Origin of the sequence: Calidithermus chliarophilus DSM 9957 (assembly GCF_000430045.1) — a bacterium.
Lineage (GTDB): Bacteria > Deinococcota > Deinococci > Deinococcales > Thermaceae > Calidithermus > Calidithermus chliarophilus.
In genome coordinates, this window is record NZ_KE387023.1 from 2,712,304 (window position 1) to 2,732,254 (window position 19,951).

13 protein-coding genes, 1 tRNA gene and 1 CRISPR repeat array are annotated in these 19,951 nt (G+C 69.7%); all 14 genes read left to right on the plus strand.

Features of this window, described 5'->3' with window-relative positions:
• Positions 1-106 precede the first annotated feature (106 nt).
• The 14 genes from MEICH_RS0113130 to MEICH_RS30485 all read left to right on the plus strand — a co-directional run bounded on the left by MEICH_RS0113130 (position 107) and on the right by MEICH_RS30485 (position 19,705).
• A tRNA-Pro gene (locus MEICH_RS0113130) sits at positions 107-183 on the plus strand.
• Between the two features lie 64 nt (positions 184-247).
• A complete protein-coding gene (locus tag MEICH_RS0113135) occupies positions 248-613 on the plus strand; it encodes a hypothetical protein (protein ID WP_027893017.1) in 366 nt (121 codons plus the stop codon).
• Positions 610-1,134 (plus strand): RsmD family RNA methyltransferase, encoded by a 525-nt coding sequence (locus tag MEICH_RS0113140; protein WP_036218555.1) that lies wholly within the window; start codon positions 610-612, stop codon positions 1,132-1,134. Before MEICH_RS0113135 ends, MEICH_RS0113140 begins: the two co-directional genes overlap by 4 nt.
• Positions 1,135-1,177: 43 nt before the next feature.
• On the plus strand, positions 1,178-1,678 hold the full coding sequence (coaD, locus tag MEICH_RS0113145) for a pantetheine-phosphate adenylyltransferase (protein ID WP_027893019.1): 501 nt from the start codon (positions 1,178-1,180) through the stop codon (positions 1,676-1,678).
• 115 nt (positions 1,679-1,793) lie between these two features.
• Positions 1,794-3,401, plus strand: a complete 1,608-nt coding sequence (locus MEICH_RS0113150) for an aldehyde dehydrogenase family protein (RefSeq protein WP_027893020.1) — start codon at positions 1,794-1,796, stop codon at positions 3,399-3,401.
• Positions 3,398-3,880, plus strand: a complete 483-nt coding sequence (locus MEICH_RS0113155) for a hypothetical protein (protein WP_157202771.1) — start codon at positions 3,398-3,400, stop codon at positions 3,878-3,880. Before MEICH_RS0113150 ends, MEICH_RS0113155 begins: the two co-directional genes overlap by 4 nt.
• Positions 3,881-3,995: 115 nt before the next feature.
• Positions 3,996-5,228: a threonine ammonia-lyase gene (ilvA, locus tag MEICH_RS0113160; RefSeq protein ID WP_027893022.1), complete on the plus strand. Its 1,233-nt coding sequence runs from the start codon at positions 3,996-3,998 to the stop codon at positions 5,226-5,228.
• A 144-nt stretch (positions 5,229-5,372) separates the two neighbouring features.
• Positions 5,373-5,886: direct repeats of the CRISPR family, unit length 29 nt; unit sequence CGGTTCATCCCCGCGTGTGCGGGGAAAAC.
• 137 nt (positions 5,887-6,023) lie between these two features.
• Positions 6,024-7,259, plus strand: coding sequence for an aspartate aminotransferase family protein (locus MEICH_RS0113165; RefSeq protein WP_027893023.1), 1,236 nt, complete (start codon positions 6,024-6,026; stop codon positions 7,257-7,259).
• A gap of 190 nt (positions 7,260-7,449) precedes the next feature.
• Positions 7,450-9,918 (plus strand): ribonuclease R, encoded by a 2,469-nt coding sequence (gene rnr, locus MEICH_RS0113170; protein WP_027893024.1) that lies wholly within the window; start codon positions 7,450-7,452, stop codon positions 9,916-9,918.
• Between the two features lie 10 nt (positions 9,919-9,928).
• Complete coding sequence (gene coaE, locus MEICH_RS0113175) at positions 9,929-10,519, plus strand: dephospho-CoA kinase (protein ID WP_027893025.1); 591 nt, start codon at positions 9,929-9,931, stop codon at positions 10,517-10,519.
• Positions 10,503-11,297, plus strand: coding sequence for a helical backbone metal receptor (locus MEICH_RS0113180; RefSeq protein ID WP_027893026.1), 795 nt, complete (start codon positions 10,503-10,505; stop codon positions 11,295-11,297). The genes coaE and MEICH_RS0113180 overlap by 17 nt, the downstream gene beginning before the upstream one ends.
• Before the next feature lie 168 nt (positions 11,298-11,465).
• Positions 11,466-13,751 carry an HD domain-containing phosphohydrolase gene (locus MEICH_RS28060; protein WP_084542297.1) on the plus strand — a complete coding sequence of 762 codons (2,286 nt, stop codon included), beginning with the start codon at positions 11,466-11,468 and terminating at the stop codon, positions 13,749-13,751.
• 238 nt (positions 13,752-13,989) lie between these two features.
• A complete protein-coding gene (locus MEICH_RS27220) occupies positions 13,990-16,278 on the plus strand; it encodes an AfsR/SARP family transcriptional regulator (RefSeq protein ID WP_027893027.1) in 2,289 nt (762 codons plus the stop codon).
• A gap of 577 nt (positions 16,279-16,855) precedes the next feature.
• Positions 16,856-19,705, plus strand: a complete 2,850-nt coding sequence (locus MEICH_RS30485) for an ATP-binding protein (RefSeq protein ID WP_169730669.1) — start codon at positions 16,856-16,858, stop codon at positions 19,703-19,705.
• Positions 19,706-19,951 lie beyond the last annotated feature (246 nt).

The window sequence follows — 19,951 nt, forward strand, 5'->3', positions numbered from 1 at the left end:
CCTGAACGGCATATCCGGCCGGGCGACCGGGGCTGCCGTCCTCCGCCCTCGTGAACCGGCGTCGGCTAGACAAAACCCCCCTGCCTGTCTATACTTGGATGCCGGACGAGGAGTAGCGCAGCCTGGTAGCGCACCTGGTTCGGGTCCAGGGGGTCGGAGGTTCGAATCCTCTCTCCTCGACCAAGCCCGAGAAGCCGCCGAAAGGCGGCTTTTGCCTTGGGGTAGAATGCCCTGCAGAGGTTTGACTATGCGTCTTTACTCACTCCTGCTGATCGTTTTCGTCTCGCTGGCGCTGGCCCAGCCGGAGCCGTACAAGCTCAAGGTGCAGAGCTGGAGCTGCAAGCTCGAGGGCCGCGCCGTGGTCGCCAACGGGGTGGTCGTCAACCTCACCCCCGCCGTCCTGCGCGACGTCCGCGCCAACCTGCAGGTGTCGGTGGGCGCGCGGGTCGCCACCAACTCCGCGTTCATCAGCCTGCGGGCGCTGAACGGCGGCAAGACCAGCGCCTTCCGGGTGAGCGTGCCCAAGCCCGCCGCCGGGGGCTATAGCTGCAAGATCTGGTTCCGCAACCCCCAGGCGGTGCAGATCCCCACCCTGGTGCCCTCCCCGCGATGAGCCTGCGCATCCTGGGCGGAAGCGCGCGGGGCGTGGCCCTGAAGGTGCCGCAGTCGGCCCGGCCCAGCCCCGTGCGCTTGCGCAAGGCCCTCTTCGACTACCTGCGGCTGCGCTACCCCGGGCGGGGCGCCTTCCTCGACCTGTACGCGGGCTCGGGGGCGATCGGCCTCGAGGCCGCCAGCGAGGGCTTCGACGTGACGCTCGTGGAGATCGACCGGCAGGCCCAGCAGCTTTTGCGCGAGAACGCGGCCAGGGCCAAGCTCAAGGTGCAGATCGAGCCCATGGCGGTGGAGCGCTACCTCGAGCGCGCCGCGCGCCGCGGGCAGCGCTTCGTGGTGGCCTTCATGGCCCCGCCCTACCCCCACGACCTGCTGCAGGACTTCGAGCGCCTGCTCAATGCCGACGTCGTGGAGCCGGGCGGGCTGCGCATCCTGCAGCACCCCACCGAGATGCAGTTGCCCATCGGCGAGCGCCGGGTCTACGGCACCAACTGCCTGACCATCGTGCGCCAGGAGCCCTGAAGGACTTTTGGGATAGACTTTCCCTTGCCTTTCTGGAGGACCTATGCACGTGGTTTACCCCGGTAGCTTCGACCCCTTGCACAACGGCCACCTCGACGTGATCCGCCGGGCCAGCCGCCTGTTCGACCGCGTCACGGTGGCGGTGCTGGAGAACCCGTCCAAGCGCGGCCAGCAGCTTTTCAGCGCCGAGGAGCGCGCTCACATCATCCGCGACGCGGTGGGCCAGGCCAACCTCGGCAACGTCGAGGTGCGCACCTTCCAGGGCCTTTTGGTTGAGTTCCTCAAGGCCATCGACTCCAAGGTGATCGTCAAGGGGCTGCGGGCCGTCTCGGACTACGAGTACGAGCTGCAGATGGCCCACCTCAACCGCCAGTTCCCCCCGCACGCCGAGACGCTGTTCATCATGGCCGCGACCCGCTGGTCGTTCATCTCCAGCACCATGGTCAAGGAGATCGCGCGCTACGGCGGCGACGTGAGCGAGATGGTGCCCCCGGCGACCCTCGAGGCCCTGCTGTACAAACAGCAGCAGATGCAGCAGCAGTGAGCGCCGCCCTCACCGCGGCGGGCCGGCGGGGCCCATATACTTTGGAAGCACACAGCCGTTGGGGGCTTCGGCCCCGGGATTCAGGAGCCCGGAAGGGCTCGGATAGGATAGCGATATGAACACCTTCAGGAGCAAGTACGGCAACGGGCTCGAGATCGGTCACCTCATCGGCGGGGAGGAGGTGTTCGAGGGGCCGGTGCACGAGCGGCGCAACCCCTCCGACCGCGAGGACCTCACCGCCCGCTTCCCCGAGGCCTCCAAGGAGACGGTGCGACGAGCCGCGCAGGTAGCCCGCAAGGCCTTCGAGGAGTGGTCGCGCACCCCCGCCCCCGTGCGCGGCGGCGTGCTGATGAACTTCGCGGCCGTGCTCACCCGCGAGAAGGAGACCCTCAGCCGCCTGCTGGTGCGCGAGATCGGCAAGACGATGCGCGAGGCCCGCGGCGACGTGCAGGAGGCCATCGACACCGCCGTGTTCTTCGCCTCCGAGGGGCGGCGGCTCTACGGCCAGACCGTGCCCAGCGAGATGGCCAACAAGGAGCTCTTCACCTTCCGCCGCCCGGTGGGCGTGGCCGGGATGATCACCGCGGGCAACTTCCCCATCGCCGTGCCCTCCTGGAAGATTATCCCCGCGGTCCTCACCGGCAACACCGTGGTCTGGAAGCCCTCCGAGGACTCCCCGGCGCTCTCCTACGTCTTCATCAAGCTCTTCGAGGAGGCCGGGCTGCCGCCGGGCGTGGTCAACGTGGTCTTCGGCGGCGGCAAGGACTCCACGGGCCAGTGGCTCATCGAGCTGATGGACGAGGGCCTGCTCAACAAGTTCGCCTTCACCGGCAGCACCGCCGTAGGCCGCCAGATCGGGGAGGTGGCGGGGCGCAACCTCATCCGCCCGACCCTCGAGCTCGGCGGCAAGAACCCCCTGATCGTGCTCGCCGACTCCGACCTCGAGCTCGCCGTCGAGGGGGCCTGGTGGAGCGCCTTCGCCACCGGCGGCCAGCGCTGCACCAGCGCGGGCAACGTCATCGTCGAGGAGCCCATCTACGACGAGTTCAAGCGGCGCTTCCTCGAGAAGACCGAGTCCACGGTGGTGGGCAACCCCCTGCTCTACGACGACCTCACCTACGGCCCCTTCATGAACGAGCGCCTCTTCCAGCGCTGGAGCGAGCACTACCAGTGGGGCCAGCAGGACGGGGCGAAGCTGCTCTTCGGCTCGGGGCGCATCGCCTCGAGCAACCCCTACCCCCGCTTCAAGGGCGACCCCGACGCGGGAATCTTCGGCACCCCCACCGTGTGGGAGGCCGCCCCCGGCATGCGCCAGTTCGACCAGGAGATCTTCGGGCCCACCATCAACCTCGTCAAGGCCAAGGACCTCGAGCAGGCCCTCGAGTACGCCAACGCCCACTCCTACGGGCTCTCCTCGGCCATCTACACCAACCAGCGCCACGCCGCCTACCGCTTCAAGGTGGAGATCAGGGCGGGCATGAGCAGCATCAACAACTCCACCGTCGGCGCGGAGGCCCACCTGCCCTTCGGCGGCATCCGCGGCAGCGGCAACGGCACCCGCGAGAGCGGCGTGTGGGTGATCGAGGAGTACACCTACTGGCACGCCGTCAACGAGGAGTACTCGGGCAAGCTTCAGCTCGCCCAGATGGACACTGCCTACGCCCAGGCCCGCGAAGCCACCGACTGGGCCCGGCTGCTCGGCACGAAGGAGGTCGTTGGATGAGGAAAGCCCTCGGGTTGTTGTTCGTCCTGGTTCTGGCCCTGAGCGCCTGCGCGCCGCAGATCGAGACCGGCAAAGGCGAGATGGTCTTCGAGGCCGTCAGCGCCGGCACCGACGCCCTGGTCAGCCGCACCGACCCCACCTACCGCCCCGACGTGACCGCGCCCTTCGCCGCCGAGCTGGCCGTGTTCTACTCGGTGCGGGTCACGACCCCGGCGGGTTACAGCCCCTTCACCATCGTGCAGCAGCCCTCCAACCCGCGCGAGGTGCGCGCCACGTACGTGGCGCGGAAGGTGGACGCCCAGGGCAAGGTGCTGGGCACGGTCGAGATGTCGTGGCTGGTGCGCGAGCGCGGCCAGGGCATGGTGAGCGTGTTCCTCACCAGCCGCAGCGACGACCCTCAGGTGGACGTGCGGGCGCTGGAGGCCCAGGCGTTGAGCCACCTCACCTCGCGCTTCCGCCTGCTGGCGAGCGGGCGCTGACGAACGGGAAGGCGGTAAGCCCTGAGCCCTGAGCCGGAGACTGCTCGTTTGTCGCTCCGGGCTTACCGCTGATCGCCTGCTTCCTCACCACCCCACACCCCAGAACCGTCATCCTATGTCCATCCAGCTATCCGACATCCAGGCCGCTCAGGAGCTCTTGCGGGGCATCATCGCTCCCACGCCGCTGCTGGCCGACGAGGCGCTTTCCAAGGAGCTCGGCTCGAGGGCCTACGTCAAGGCCGAGTGCCTGCAGAAGAGCGGCTCGTTCAAGATCCGCGGGGCCTACAACAAGATCAGCCACCTCACGAAGGAGGAGAAGGCCCGGGGCGTGATCGCGCCCTCCGCGGGCAACCACGCGCAGGGCGTGGCGCTGGCGGCCAAGCTCCACGGCATCCGCGCGGTGATCGTGATGCCGCAGTACGCCCCGCTCACCAAGGTCAGGGCCACCCAGGCCTTGGGGGCCGAGGTAGTGCTCTCCGGCCTTTCCTTCGACGACGCCGCCGCGCACGCCCGCGAGCTGGCCCAGCAGCACGGCTACACCTGGGTCCACGCCTTCGACGACGAGCGGGTGATCGCGGGGCAGGGCACCATCGGCCTCGAGATCCTCGCCGCGCTCCCCGAGGTGAGCACCCTGGTGGTGCCCATCGGGGGCGGGGGCCTCGTCTCCGGCATCGCCGTCGCCGCCAAGAGCCTCAAGCCTTCGGTGCGGGTGGTAGGGGTGCAGGCCGCGGGCTGTGCGCCGGTGCGGCCTTCGCTCGAGGCCGGCCACCCCATCGCCGTCACCGCCGCCCAGACCATCGCCGACGGCATCGCGGTCAAGCGCCCCGGCGACCTGACCCTGCCCCTGATCCGCCAGCACGTGGACGACGTGGTCGAGGTCAGCGACGACGAGATCGCCCGCGGCATCTTCCACTGCGCCCAGTACAGCAAGCTGGTGGTCGAAGGCGCGGGCGCCGCGGGCATGGCCGCCCTGCTGGCCGGGAAAGTCCCGGTGCGCCCCGACGACGTGGTCTGCACCGTGCTGTGCGGCGGCAACATCGACGGCAACCTCCTGGCCCGCGTCATCGAGCAGGTGCTGGTGCGCCAGGGCCGCTACATCCTGCTCAAGCTCTCCCTGGTAGACCGCCCCGGCGCCCTGGCCCGCATCATCGAGAAGGTGGCCGAGGCCGGGGCCAACGTCGTGGACATCTTCCACCGCCGCGCCCTCTGGCTGGCCCCGCTGGGCAAGGTAGGCGTGGAACTAGTGCTCGAGGTGCGCGACGACGAGCACGGCCGCGAGGTGGTGCAGCGCCTCGAGGCCGCCGGCTACCACGTCGAGCGCGAGGGCCTGGGTCTTTGGCCGGAGTAAACCCGCAAGCCCGGCAAAAGGAGCGTAGGGGCGCAGCGCGCTGCGCCCCTACGGCGTTGCATGACCACACGCACCCCAAGCGTGTGGCCGTCCCCGTGTGTGCGGGGAAAACGTCAGCAACCTCTTCGGCTAGATCGAGCCCTACGGTTCATCCCCACGTGTGCGGGGGAAACTCCTCGAGGCGCTTGCGCTGGGCATCGAGGGCCGGTTCATCCCCGCGTGTGCGGGGAAAACGCGGCCTGGACCGTCAAGCAGCAGGCCGAGCTGGGTTCATCCCCGCGTGTGCGGGGAAAACGGCATCCCCCAGCACCACTTCGTCATCGAGAACGGTTCATCCCCGCGTGTGCGGGGAAAACGCTAAACTGCGGCCGTCCATTCCAGTGGGCTCCGGTTCATCCCCGCGTGTGCGGGGAAAACGTTACGCCGCAGCCAAGAAGATGTGGCTGCCCGGTTCATCCCCGCGTGTGCGGGGAAAACGTTCGCCGGGCAGGATGCGCCCCCAGTTGGCCGGTTCATCCCCGCGTGTGCGGGGAAAACGTGTTCCTTCCGCATTTCGCTCTGCTGCATACGGTTCATCCCCGCGTGTGCGGGGAAAACCACGGGGTGGCGGCGCTGCGGCTGGGGCGGCGCGGTTCATCCCCGCGTGTGCGGGGAAAACACTTGGTTCCACCAAGCAAAACTGCCCCTCGAGCCCCCGGAAGTGTCGGCTGAGTTTTCAAGGTGCGCTTCGGGTAGGACCCTGAAGCCATTATGCCATCGGGGGTGCGCTCGAGGCCCGGTGTTAGAATCGCCCTGATGGAAGCTTTCAACTGGTACGAGAAGCACGTGAACCCCGGGCTCGCGGGCCTGCTCCGCTTTACCGGGCTCGACAAGGTGGAATCCCACGCCGAAGGGGTTTACGTGTGGGACACCGAGGGCAAGCGGTACCTGGACTTCTTGGGGCTCTACGGCACGCTCTCGCTGGGGCACCGGCACCCCCGGGTGGTCGAGGCGGTCAAGGCCCAGCTCGACCGCATGCCCATGTCGGTGCGGGTGATGGTCTCCGAGCCCACGGCCCGCCTGGCCCACCGGCTGGCCGAGATCACCCCCGGCGACCTCTCGATGGTGTTCTTCGGCAACTCGGGCGCCGAGGCCGTGGAGGCCGCGCTCAAGTTCGCCCGCATCCACACCAAACGGCCCGGGTTCATCACCACCAAGAACGGCTACCACGGCAAGACCTACGGGGCGCTCTCCGTGACGCCCAAGGAACACTACCAGCTCCCGGCGGCCCCGCTGGTGCCGGGCGTGACGGTGGTGCCCTTCGGCGACGCGAAGGCCGTCGAGGAGGCCATTGGGCCCGACACAGCGGCGGTGATCCTCGAGCCCATCCAGGGCGAGGGCGGCATCCGGATCCCGCCGGAGGGCTACCTGCGCGAGGTGCGGCGCATCACCCGCGAGAAGGGCGTGCTGCTCATCGTCGATGAGGTGCAGACCGGCCTGGGGCGCACCGGCAAGCTGTGGGGCGTGGACTGGGAGGGCGTCGAGCCCGACATCCTCACCAGCGCGAAGGCTTTGGGCGGGGGCGTGATGCCCATCAGCGCCACCATCGTGCGCCCCGAGATCTTCGAGGTTTACAAGCACGAGCCCCTGATCCACTCCACCACCTTCGGCGGCAACCCGCTCGCCGCGGCGGCGGCCCTGGCGGCCATCGAGGTGACCCTGGAGCAAGACCTCCCGGCCCGCGCCCAGGAGATGGGCCAGTACCTCATGGCCTCCTTGAAGCAGCTCTGGGACGCCTACCCCGAGTTCATCGAGGAGGTGCGCGGCCGCGGCCTGATGGTGGGCCTCGAGTTCACCGACGCCGACATCGGCGCGCTGGTGGTGGCCGAGCTCGCCACCCGGGGCATCCTCACCGCCTTCGGGCTCAACAACCCCAAGGTGGTGCGCCTCGAGCCCCCCCTCATCGTGGAGAAGGAGCACATCGACCAAGCCGTCGAGGCGCTGGGGGAGAGCCTGGCGGCGACCAAGGTGGCGCTCGAGGGGGTGCTGTAACGGGGACCTCGAGGGCCCAAGGCCGAGGGCGAACGAGGGCTTGGGGCGCGGTAAGGGGCTCACGGGAAGAGCTTTCGACCCCAGGCTCCCCGCCCCGCGCCGGCGGCTGAAAGCTGATTGCTCATGAACTATCGTGTACACTGCTGTCGTAGCGTCGTTCGAGCCTCAGATCTCACGACAGCACGCTGACATGACTGATACAATTCTCGAATTTCTGCGCAAGCAGCCGGACAAGCAGTACGGGCTGCGAGAGATTATCCGTAGCCTGCGCCTCGAGCGGGCTGAAGCCAAGGAGTCGCTGGACCGGCTGGTGGCCGAGGGCAAGCTGATCGAGACGCGCCGCCACACCTACGTGCTGCCCAGTGCGGGATCGGAGATCCGTAAGCCCGTGGGCGGGCGGCCGGGGCGGGGCTTCGTCGCCAAGCTCCAGGTGCACCCGCTGGGCTTCGGCTTCGCGGTGCCCGAGGAGCCGGGGCGCGAGGACCTCTACGTGCCTAAGGGCTCGCTCGCCGGGGCCTGGCACGGCGACCGGGTGGTGGTGGTGCCGCAGCCGCCGGGGCGCGACCGCAAGCCCTGGGGGGTGGTGGCGGAGGTGCTCGAGCGTGCCCGCGACCGCATGACCGGGCGGCTCGACTTCAAGCGCGGCTTCGCCTGGCTCATCTCCGACGACCCCAAGCTGCCGCGCATGATCAAGCTGATGCCGCTGGGCCTGGGCGAGCTCGAGGCCGGCGCCCGCATCGCCGTCAAGATCAACTACCCCGACCGTCCCGGCCACGAGCCCTACGGCGAGTTCCTGGAGTACCTAGGCCAGGCCGACGACCCCCAGAGCGAGACCGAGGCGGTCATCGTCAAGCACAACCTCGTCAAGGAGTTCAACCCCGACGCCCTGGCCGAGGCCGAGCGCATCCCCTTCGAGATCCCGCAGGCCGAGCTCGAGCGCCGCACCGACTTCCGCGGCCTCAACGTCTTCACCATCGACGGCGCCGACGCCAAGGACTTCGACGACGCCATCCACGTCGAGCGGCTGCCCAAGGGCATCTTCCGGGTGGGCGTGCACATCGCCGACGTGTCCCACTACGTCAAGGAGCACAGCGCCCTCGACAAGGACGCCTACGCCCGTGCTACCAGCGTCTACCTGCCGGGCCGGGTGCTGCCCATGCTCCCCGAGCGCCTGTCCAACGGGGTGTGCTCGCTGGTGCCCAATGAGGACCGCCTGGTGCTGTCGGTGCTGATCGACATCGACAAGAACGGCCAGATCCGCGACTACCAGTTCAAGGAAGGCGTCATCCGCAGCGTGGCCCGCCTGACCTACAACCAGGTGCAGGACTACGCCGAGGGCAAGCCGCTGCCCGAGGAGTACGGCTTCCTGGCCGCCGACCTCACCCTGCTGCTCGCGCTCACCAAGGCCCTCAAGGAGGACCGCCTGCAGCGCGGCGCCCTCGACTTCCGCTTCAGCGAGGTCAAGGTGGACATCGGCGACGACGGCACCCCCCACCTCATCCCCATCCGCGAGCCCGACGCCCGCAGCCTCATCGAGGAGCTGATGCTGCTGGCCAACCGCACCGTCGCCCGCCACCTCTCCGAGCGGGGCATCCCCGCGCTCTTCCGTGTCCACGAGGACCCTTCGGAGAAGGCTTACGCCGAGCTGGTGCAGAACCTGGCCCGGCTGGGCTACACCCTGCCCCACGGCGAGCCCAGCCCCAAGGCCCTGCAGCAGATCCTCTACAAGGCCGAGGGGCAGCCCGAGGAGAAGGTGGTCTCGAGCCTGCTGCTGCGCTCGCTGCGCCTGGCCCGCTACGCCGCCGAGAACCTGGGCCACTTCGGCCTGGCCGCCGAGCACTACCTGCACTTCACCAGCCCCATCCGCCGCTACCCCGACCTGTTGGTGCACCGGGTCCTGCGCGCGGTGCTGAAGCGGCGCGCCACCGAGAAGAAGCGCGAGGAGTGGGCCGCCCGCTTCCCCGACATGGCCGAGCACACCTCCGAGCGCGAGCGCGCCGCCGAGGAAGCCGAGCGCGACCTGACCAAGTTCTACCAGTGCCTGTGGGCGCAGGGGCAGGTCGGGCGAACGCTCAAGGGCATCGTCTCCGGCGTCACCGACTTCGGGGTCTTCGTGGCCCTGGAGAACGGCGTCGAGGGCATGATCCGCCTCGAGAACCTCCGCGACGACTACTACCACTACACCCCCGACCTCCTGGCCCTGGTGGGCCAGCGCAGCAAGCGGCGCATCCGCATCGGGGACGAGCTCGAGGTGTCCATCATGGCCGCCAACCCCGCCGCCCGCCAGATCGACATGGAGCCCGCGCCGGCCGAGGGCGAACCCCGGGCCGCCCGCTCCGGCAGACCGGCCAAGCGTCCCGAGGGCGGCGGGAGGCCCGCCAGGGCGGGTAAAGCCGCCGAGGCAGGCCCCGCGCAGGGGCAGGGCAAGGGGAAGGGGGCAAGGGGCGGGGGCAAGAAGGCCGCCCGCAGCGCGGTAGGCCCCCCCGCCAAGCGCGAGCGCCCCGACCGGGGGACGCGGGTCACGGTGAGCAAGATCTACTTCGGGGAGTGGAGCGGGGGGACGGAAGGCGAGTCCTCGCCGCCGCAGCCCCCGCGCCGCCCCGAGCGCTCCTCCGACCGCCCTTCCCAGAACCGCCGCCGCAAGCGCCGCCGCCTGTGAGCCGTTGGGCATGCAAGTCATCGGCCTGACCGGCAGCATCGGCAGCGGCAAGAGCACCGTGGCGCAGATCCTGCGCGAACTCGGCGTCACGGTGCTCGACGCCGACGCCTTCGCCCGCGAGGGGGCCGGGGTGCTGCGCGAGGCCATCTGCCGGCGCTTCCCCGAGGCCTGCGCCGGGGGAGAGCTCGACCGGCGCCGCCTGGGCCAGATCGTCTTCGCCGACCCCGAGGCCAAGCGCGACCTCGAGGCCCTCCTGCACCCCTACGTGCGCGCGCGCATGGCCGAGGCCACCCGTCAGGCCGAGGAGCGGGGGGAAAGCCTCGTGGTGCAGGACATCCCGCTGCTCTTCGAGACGGGCCGGGAGCGCGACTTCGCCGGGGTGCTGGCGGTGCTGGCCCCCACGGAGCTACGCCGGGAGCGGGTGCAGGCCCGCAGCGGCCTGAGCGCGGCCGAGTTCGCCGCCCGCGACGCCAACCAGCTTCCCCAGGAGGAGAAGGCCCGGCGGGCCACCTGGGTCATCTGGAACGACCGCGACCTCGCGGCGCTGCGGGCGCGGGTGCAGGGCTGGCTCGAGGAGGTGCGCCGTGAAGCTCGTGCATGACTGGCTGGGCCCCGTCGAACTGCCCGACTCGGCCCGCCGCATCGTCTCGCTGGCCCCCAACGCCACCGAGACCCTCTTCGCGCTGGGCCTGGGCGAGCGCGTGGTGGGGCGAAGCGCCTTCTGCTACCGCCCGGCGGCTACGCTGGCGCTGCCGGTGGTCTCGAGCTACACCCGCGTGCGCTGGGAGCTGCTGCGCGGCCTCGAGCCCGACCTGGTGCTCGTCAGCACCGGTGTGCAGCGGGGGCTGCTGGAGGAGCTGCGCCAGGGCGGGGTCCCGGTCTTCCCGGTGCCGCTGCCCCAGAGCCCCTACGGCATCCTGGAGAACACCGTGCTGCTGGGCGAGCTGCTGGGGGTGGGGGAGGCGGCCTCGAGGCTGTGCGCCCGGCTGGCCGAGCAGTACGCCCAGCTTGCGGGCATCCTGCCGCCGCTGCGGGTCTACCTCGAGTTCGACCTAGGCGGCCCCGTGACCGTCGGCCGGGGCAGCTACGTGGGCGAGGCGCTGCGCCACCTGGGCCTCGTCAACGTCTTCGCCGGCCACCCCCAGAGCTACTTCACCCCCGACCTCGACGCCGTCGCGGCCCTGCGCCCCGACCTGGTGATCTACGAGCCCAAACCCCACCGCTCGCGGGCCCACGAACGGGCCGCCGCCCTGATGGACACGCGGGGCTGGGCCTATCCCCTGGTCGTCACCGGCGGGGACGAGCTGGCGCACTACGGCCCGCTGTTCTTCGACTACCTCGCGCAGCTCGAACGCCGGCTCGAGCGCCTCGAGCTTTGAGCGGGCCTCGAGGGCGCGGCCCGGGTAGTATCATTAACCTATGCGCTCAGCGCGAGGGACGTTATGTCCGAGGGAGTAGATCCCGCTTCATCAAGTGGCGACCGCGAGTTTTATTCACTGAGTCTTCAGGTTTCGGAAACCCTCCTGAAGCAGCCTTCCAGTGCACACGTGCTGGAGAACGGCCTGCAGGAGATCGCCGGCCTGCTGCATGCCGACATGGCCCTGCTGCACCTGAGGTCCGCAGAAGGCTTCGGGCTGGCCGCCGCCTACGGCTTGGAGGGCGTGCCGGCCGTACACCGGCTGCAGCAGCCTGAGCCCGAGGAACTGGACGTCCTTGCCCTGGGGCGCTGGCTCGAGTGGAAGCTCCCGGGGGACTACCGCGGCCCGGCGGAGAACAATTACCACCTGCTGGGGGCCGAGCACGCCATCTCGGTGGGCCTGCGGGCGGGCCCGGAGCTGGTGGGCTACGCCGCCTTCCTGTTCAGGGTCTGGGCCGACCGCAACGCGATGATGTCGGCCTTGAGCACGCTGGGGGCCATCTGGGGGCTGCAGTACGAGCGGCTCCTCGAGTCCGAGCGGCGCGGCAGGGCCGAGGAACAGCTCCGCCTCTACGCCACGGCGCTCGACAACCTCAACGAGCTCGTCATCGTCGCCGAGGCCGACCCCAAGAACCCCTCGGACTCCCGCATCACCTACGTCAACCAGCGCATCAAGGAGAAGACCGGCTACGACCCCGAGGACCTGCTGGGCCAGACGCCGCGCATCCTGCAAGGCCCCGGGACCGACCGCGCCGAGGTCAACCGGATGAAGGTCAAGCTGCGGCGCTTCGAGCCGGTCTCGGGGGAGCTGCTCAACTACCGCAAGGACGGCACCCCCTACTGGGTGTTCATCAGCGTCCACCCCTTCTCCAGCACCGGGGGCCGCCCCACGCACTTCGTTTCGGTCCAGACCGACATCACCGAGCGCCGGCAGGCCGAGGAGGTGCTGCGCGAGCGGGAGGCGCGGCTGCGCACCATCGTGGAGAGCGAGCCGGAGTGCGTCAAGATCGTCGCCACCGACGGCACGCTGCTGGAGATGAACCCCGCCGGCCTGCGCATGATCGAGGCCGACGACGGCGCCCAGGTCATCGGGAAGCCGGCCAGCGAGCTCATCCACCCCGACGACCGGCCTGCCTTCGCCGAGCTCCACGAGCGGGCCTGCCGCGGGGAAGTGGGCGAGCTCGAGTTCCGCATCATAGGGCTCAAAGGCACCGTGCGCTGGCTCGAGACGCACTCGGCCCCGCTGCGCGACGCCAAAGGCGTCATCACCTCAGTGCTGAGCGTGACCCGCGACGTCACCGAGCAGCGGGCCGCCGCCGCGCTGGCCGACGAGTACCGGCAGAGGCTCGAGACCGAGATCGGGCGACTTCAGGCCCTGCGCCACATCGACCGCAGCATCACCGGCAGCGCCGACATCCGCCTCACGGCCGCGACGCTGCTCGAGCAGATGAGCCGCCAGTTGGGGGTGCGGCGCGGCGGGCTCTTCCGGGTGCTCCCCGGTACGCTGCTGCTGGAGTCGGTCGCGTACATCGGCCTGAGCATCGACTTGGGGGATGGCGAGCGCGTCGCGGAGGTGGCGGTCCAGGCCATGCGGCGGCGGGAGGTGCTCGAGGTGCCCCTGCCTCACCCGCCCAGCAACGGGTCGGGGCATCCGAACGGCGCGGCCATCCTGGTGCTGGTGCCCCTGATCATCAAGGGCCTGGTCAAGGGGGTGCTGGCGGCGCAATACCCCTACCCCGGGGAGGTCGAGGCCGGCTGGAAGGAGTTCTTGCACGTGCTCGGCGGCCAGGCCGCCATCGCCCTCGAGTCGAGCGAGCTGTTCGAGGAACTCCAGCGCTCCAACACCGAGGTGTTCTACGCCTACGACCAGACCATCGAGGGCTGGGCCCGCGCCCTGGACCTGCGCGACCGCGAGACCGAGGGCCACTCCCGCCGCGTCACCGACCTCACCGTACAGTTGGCCCTGGCGATGGGCTACCGCAGCGGCGACCTGGTGCACATCCGCCGCGGGGCACTGCTGCACGACATCGGCAAGATGGGCGTCCCCGACCACATCCTGCAGAAGCCCGGACCCCTCACCCCCGAGGAGTGGGAGGTCATGAAGAACCACACCACGCTGGGTTACCACCTGCTGCGGTCCATCGAGTTCCTGCGCCCCGCCCTCGACATCCCCTACTGCCACCACGAGCGTTGGGACGGCTCGGGCTACCCGCGGGGCCTCAAGGGCGAGGAGATCCCCCTGGCGGCCCGGATGTTCGCGGTCGTGGACGTCTTCGACGCGCTCAGCTCCGACCGGCCCTACCGCAAGGCCTGGCCGCGCGAGCAGGTGCTCGAGCACATCCGGCAGAGCGCGGGCACCCACTTCGACCCCGCGGTGGTCGAGGCGTTCACCAAGATGCTGGGCAAGGCCAACTAGAGCGCTTCCCACGGATACCTGCCACGGCACGTCAAACCCCGGCGGCTGTGCGGTGGCCTTGCGACCACGTCCGCCGTCGGGTGCCCCGTGGCAGGGTTCACAACGCCCGGGGTTGGTTGTAACCTGTCCATGCAAAGCCGCCGAGGGAGTAGGATGGTCGGTAGTCAGAGGCGTCGTGAAGTCTGAGGAGGGCGTTGCGCGAATGGTTACCATCCTGACGGGTCCGCTCCACAGGTGCATGGCTGAGGTCATCCAGGAGATCGGCATTGGCACGGTGCGCCAGGGCGAGGACCGGACCGCCATCTGCATGGGCACACCCGCCCACGCCACCGACCCCGTCCTCCAGGCCAACGACTTCTCCCGCGCCGTCTACGCCACTCTGGGCAACGACCTCCTGGGCCAGGGGGCCGACCCGGGCTACGTCGTCAACACCCTCGAGCAGCACGCCGAGTTGCTGCCCAACCTCTGCCTGGTGCTGCTCCAGGCCCAGCACATGCCCGACCTGGTGCGGCGCCTGGTGGTCTCTAAGCGCTTGCGGGTCTACCTGCAGTTCGACCACCGCGACCAGGCCCCGCTGGACCTTCCCCGGGTGCGCTACATCTCCTTCCAGGAGACGTCCTCCTTCAACCTCGAGGCCGCCGAGGACGACACCCTGGCCGGCGCCGTGCGGCGGCAACTCAACAACGGCCGCGCCGACCGCGCGCTCGAGCTGCTGGTCAAGCGCGGCCCGGAGATGCTGCCGCTGTACCTCGACCAGATCGGCTGGGAACTGCTGGCCCAGGGGCTCTCCAAGTACCTCTACACCCACCTCAGCGCCCTGGGCGGCAGCCTGGCCGAAGACCCGGTGGTGCTGCGCTGGCGGCTGGCCTCGGGCATCGAGCTGGGCCGCCACACCGAGCTGATCCCGCGGGCCGAGCAGGTGCTGGCCCGCAGGGACGACCCCGAATTGCGGGCGTACCTGGGTTACGCCCTACACCTGCAAACCCATCCCGCCAGCATGGAGCACCTCGAGCGGGCGGTACTCACCCGGCAAACGGCGCTGACCCTCGCCCTCTATGGCTATATTCTGCAAGCCGGGCGCTTTGAAGAGAGCTTAAACGTACTGCAAACGGCGCTGACGAAAGCCGAAGCCGAGAATTTGGCCTACCTTCAGGCGCAAATTTCCCTCACCCTGGCACAGTCCCACTACTTGGCTTGTGAACCGCAGCAGGTGATCGGGTGGTGTGAGTGGGCTTTGAACGTGATGGAACGCCATCACCTCTCCAACGTGTGGCTACGGCTGTCGGTTCTTAACGAGATGGCCACGGCCCGGATGCTCTCGGGTGATACCGTAGGTTTAGAAGATCAGCTACGCAACGAGGCCCGTAGCCTTTCCGAGGCCAGTCCCCGCACCCGTAATCTGCTTACCTGGACCTTAGCCGAACTCCTGTACCTGCAGGGCCGATACGGTGAAGCCGTTGAGCTGATGGACCTGGTTTGGCAGAGGATTCAGCAGCGGGCGAGCTATGGGATGTTCGGCCTGAGCTACGTGCGCTGCCTGATCGAGCTGGGCCAGTGGGACAAGGCGCGGGCCGCTGCCGACAAGGCCGTGACGCTCAACGAACCCAGCCCCCTGGTCTACCAGTGCCAGGCCCGGCTGGCCGCGGCCTACGTGAAGGTGCTGGACAACCCGGCGGGGGTCGCACTCGAGCTCAGGGACATCGGCGACGCCCTCGAGCGCATCGGCCAGCGGCCCTACAGCCTGCCCGCGCGCTGCCTCGAGGCCTACGCCTTGCTGAGGGCAGGGCGCAAGGCGGAGGCCGAACAGGTGCTCAACCGCATCCAGCCCATCATGCTGCGCTTCAACCCCAAGGCCTGGGAGCTGGTCGTGGGGCCTGAGCACCGCTTCGGGTCGGTCTACCGGCTCCTGCAGGACAAGCCCAAGCCGCTGCACCTGCACTTCCTGGGCCAGATGAAGGCCTGGCTCAACGGGGCCCCTCTGACGCTGCACCTGCGGCAGGCCGAACTGCTCACGGCGCTGGTGCTCAACCCGCAGGGGCTGAGCTCGCGGGAACTGGCGGAGGCCGTCTACGGCGAAGAGGAGAACAACCGCCGCCTGAAGAGCTACATCCCGCACCTCAAGGCGGTGATCCCGCTGGACAGCGAGCCCTACCGCCTGACCCTCGAGGCGGAAGCCGACTTCGACCAGGTGCGCCGCCTGCTGGCCCGCGGCGACCTGCGCCAGGCGCTCAGCCTCTACCAGGGGCCGCTGCTGCCGGGCTCCGACGCCCCGCTCGTGGTGGAGGAACGGGCGGTGCTCGAGCGGGCCATCCGCGAGGCGGCCCTGAGCTCGCGCGACTTCGAGGCCTTGCTCCACCTCGCCTACGTGACCCGCGACGACCTCGAGCTGTGGGACCTCGCCGTCGAACACCTGCCCAGAATTGACCCGCGGCGGGCCCTAGCTGTCGCCCGCCGCGAGTTGGTTCTCCAGGATTACGGCCTAGCCCCCGCCCGCTCCGCCGCCGCCATTGCCCGAGATGTCAGCTAGAGCCATGGCCGCCATGCTGATTGAAGCCAACGCCACGAAGACCCGCGCGATGAGCTTTTTCATCCTCTTTTACCTCCTAACCTGACCTTAGCGGGGGGGTGTTCGCCTGCTGTTCAAACGGAAATGAGTGAAAATTGACGTCCTGGAGCGGGCTTTTCGGATTCAGGCCAGGAAGTTAGGAAAGGCGACTGGTAGGGGCGATGGAACCCCTGCCGCGTGCTGATGCCGATCCCGGCGGGCGTTTTAGGTGGCTCCGGCTCGAGGGGTATGAAAGTGCCGTGGCGGGTCTGCTGCCATCGCTGTTTCGCAAACTCACTGCGGCGCGGCTTAACCCTCATGATCGGTTTGACCGAGACGGGTATTCGCGGGAATCCCTCTGGGAGGAACGTGAAGACCGCTTAAGCTTTGGGCCCGGGTTCCCGGGGCCAGGACTGGCGCAGGGACCGGCGCTATGCCCTGGCACAGGACAGCCAGGACGAACAGCGGCGCTGGTTTGGTTCTGATATGTTGGGGGCAGCAACACATGAGCGTACGCGTCTGTCTCCTGGGTGTGCCTCGCTTCGAGCGAGGGGAAACGGTGATCGCATTGCCCCGGGAGCGCCCGCTGTGGCTGCTGGGCTACCTGGCCGCCCAGGAGGACTGGGTGAGCCGCGAGGAGCTCGTGGGGCTGTTCTGGCCGGAGGTCGAGCCCGCCTCGGCCCGCAACAACCTGCGCCAGTTGTTGCACCGGGTGCGCCAGATGGACGGGGTGGAGGGCCTCGAGGCCGACGCGGGCGGGGTGCGCTGGCTGGCCGAGCTCGACGTGCGGCTCTTCCGGCAGGCCCTGGCCCGCGGGCAGTGGGCCCGGGCGGTGGAGCTCTACGGCGGGCCTTTCCTCGAGGGGGTGAGGGTCTACGGCCTGCCCGGGCTCGAGGACTGGCTCGAGGCCGAGCGCGCCGACCTCGAGACCGCCTGGGGCGACGCGCTGCTGAGCCAGGCGGCCGAGTCCCAGCCCTCGCAGGAACTGCTGGGGCGGCTCGAGCGCCTGCTGGAGCGCGACCCCTTCAACGAGCGGGCCGTGCAGGCCTTCCTCCAGCACGCGGTGGCGCTGGGAGAGGCCGGGCGGGCCCGCGAGCTGTACGCCGCTTTTGCCCGGCGGCTGGCGGGGGAGATGGGCCTCGAGCCCGACCCCGCCACCCGGCGCCTGGTCGAGGAACTCGGCCGCCCCGCCCCGCCCCCGCAGGCCCCGGCCTACCCCGTGCTGCACAACCTGCCGACCCGCCTGACCACCTTCATCGGGCGGGAGGAGGAGCTGAGCCTGGTCAACCGGCGGCTCGAGGCCGGCGAGCGCCTGATCACCCTGGCCGGGCCGGGCGGCATGGGCAAGACCCGCCTGGCGCTCAGCGTGGCCGAGAGCCAGCTCGGGGCCTTCGCCGACGGGGTGTGGTTCGTGGCGCTGGCCCCGCTGTCGCACAGCGCGTTGATCGTCCCGGCGGTCGCCGAAACCCTCGGCCTCAGCCTGGCCCGCGCCGCCGACCCCAAGGCCAAGCTGCTCGAGCACCTGCGCGGGCGGGAGATGCTGCTGGTGCTCGACAACTTCGAGCACCTCGTGGACGGGGCCGCCCTGGTGGCGGAACTGCTCAACGAGGCCCCCCAGCTACGGGCACTGGTCACCTCGCGCGAGCGGCTGCGCCTGCAGGCGGAGTGGGTGCTCGACCTCCAGGGCCTGGGCTACCCGCCCGGCTACGACCTCGAGGCCGTGCGGCGCTCGAGCGCCGTGCGCCTGTTCGTGGAGCGGGCCAACCGGGCGTGGCCGCAGTTCGCCCTCACGCCCGAGGTGGCCCCGGCGGTGCTGCGCGTGTGCCAGTTGGTGCAGGGGCTGCCGCTGGGCCTCGAGCTCGCCGCCGCCTGGGTCTCGGCCTTCACCCCGCAGGACATCGTGGCCGAGCTCGAGCGCAGCCTGGGCGTGCTCGAGGCGCCCGCCCCCGACCTGCCCGAGCGCCACCGCTCCCTGCGGGCCATCTTCGAGCACTCCTGGCAGCGCCTCACCCCCGAGCAGCAGCAGGCCCTGACCCGCCTCACCGTCTTCCGGGGCGGCTTCGACCGGCAGGCCGCGCTCAAGGTCGCGGGCGTCGGCCCGCTGGTCCTGCTGTCCCTGGCCGACAAGTCGCTGCTGCGCCGCACCCCGAGCGGGCGCTTCGAGCTGCACGAGGTGATCCGGCAGCAGGCGCACGAGCAGGCCGGGACGGGCGAGGCTTTGGCGGCCGTCCGGCAGGCCCACGCCGAGCACTACCTGGCCCTGGCCGAGGAGGCCGGTGCCTACCTGCGCGGCCCGGAGGAGGCTCACTGGCTCGAGCGCCTGGCCCTCGAGCACGACAACCTGCGGACCGCGCTGGAGTGGGCGGTGTCGCGGCGAGACGCCGTCCTGGCGCTGCGGCTGGCGACGTCCATGCACCACTTCTGGTACGTGCGGGGCCACCACCGCGAGGGCAAGACCTGGCTCGAGCGCGCCCTCGGCCTGCCCTTGCAGGACGTCTCCCCGCACCTGCACGCCAAAGCCCTGGGCGCCCTAGCCGAGCGGGCCAAGGACCAGGGCGACTACGCCCAGGCCCTACAGGCCCAGCAGGAAGCCCTCGACCTCTGGCACCGCCTGGAGGACCGGGGCGAGGTCGCGGGCGCTTTGCACAGCCTGGGGACCATCGTCCGCGAGCAGGGCAATTTCGACCAGGCCCTGGCCTACTTCGAGGAGAGCCTGCGCCTGCGGCGCGAGCTCGACGACCGCTACGGCGTCGCCACCACCCTCAACGACATCGGCGTGGTCTACGGCTACCGCGGCCAGCTCGAGGCGTCGCGGCCCTATTTCGAGGAGAGCCTGGCCCGCAAGCGCGAGCTCGGGGACCGGCGGGGCGTCGCCTACGCCCTGGGCAACCTCGGCCAGGTGCTCTCGGAACTCGGCGAGCCCGCCCGGGCTCGAGCCCTCACCGAGGAGAGCCTCGCCATCAAGCGCGAGCTCGGCGACCAGCAGGGCATCGCGGTGTCGCTGGTCAACCTCGCCATCCTGGCCTTAAAGCAGGAGGATCTGGAGGAGGCGCGGGACTACCTCGAGGAGGGCCTGCGCATCTTCTACGCCCTCGAACGCCGCTGGAGCATCGGCGTGGTGCTGGCCTCCTTCGTCGAGCTCGCCCTGCGGCTGGGCCAGTTCGAGCGGGCCACGCGGCTGATGGGCGCGGTCTACGGCCTCACCGAAGCCATGGGCCTGGCCGAGCCGCCGGTGAGCCCGGAGAACGTCGAGCGCTACCTCGCCGCGGGCCGCCAGCACCTCGAGCCCCAGACCTTCGAGCGGGCGCTGGCCCAGGGCAGGGACATGAGCCTCGAGCAGATCGTGGCCTACGCCCTGCAGCGGCCGGAGGCGGGGGCGGAGTCGGCATTAAGGAGCCAGTCCGGCTAAGCCGGGGGGAAGGGGCGACCCGTGGGGTGCGCTTGCGCACCCCACCTGTTACTTTTACGTGCCGCACGCCCTTTAGGCCCTCACCAAGGGGTGGCTCGAGGCCGTATAATACCGGATTCAAAAAGATAATCACCCAAACCAAAGACCTTCAGAGGCTATCTTTTTGAATCCTAGAGCACACCCCTCCCTGACGGTCGGCGAAGAAAGCGTATCCCTTCGGTCGGGTCAGTTCGTCCCCATTCGGGA

Coding starts and splice junctions, on each gene's coding strand:
- MEICH_RS0113135 (WP_027893017.1), top strand. CDS start 248: ATGCGTCTTTACTCACTCCTGCTGATCGTTTTCGTCTCGCTGGCGCTG.
- MEICH_RS0113140 (WP_036218555.1), top strand. CDS start 610: ATGAGCCTGCGCATCCTGGGCGGAAGCGCGCGGGGCGTGGCCCTGAAG.
- coaD (WP_027893019.1), top strand. CDS start 1,178: ATGCACGTGGTTTACCCCGGTAGCTTCGACCCCTTGCACAACGGCCAC.
- MEICH_RS0113150 (WP_027893020.1), top strand. CDS start 1,794: ATGAACACCTTCAGGAGCAAGTACGGCAACGGGCTCGAGATCGGTCAC.
- MEICH_RS0113155 (WP_157202771.1), top strand. CDS start 3,398: ATGAGGAAAGCCCTCGGGTTGTTGTTCGTCCTGGTTCTGGCCCTGAGC.
- ilvA (WP_027893022.1), top strand. CDS start 3,996: ATGTCCATCCAGCTATCCGACATCCAGGCCGCTCAGGAGCTCTTGCGG.
- MEICH_RS0113165 (WP_027893023.1), top strand. CDS start 6,024: ATGGAAGCTTTCAACTGGTACGAGAAGCACGTGAACCCCGGGCTCGCG.
- rnr (WP_027893024.1), top strand. CDS start 7,450: ATGACTGATACAATTCTCGAATTTCTGCGCAAGCAGCCGGACAAGCAG.
- coaE (WP_027893025.1), top strand. CDS start 9,929: ATGCAAGTCATCGGCCTGACCGGCAGCATCGGCAGCGGCAAGAGCACC.
- MEICH_RS27220 (WP_027893027.1), top strand. CDS start 13,990: ATGGCTGAGGTCATCCAGGAGATCGGCATTGGCACGGTGCGCCAGGGC.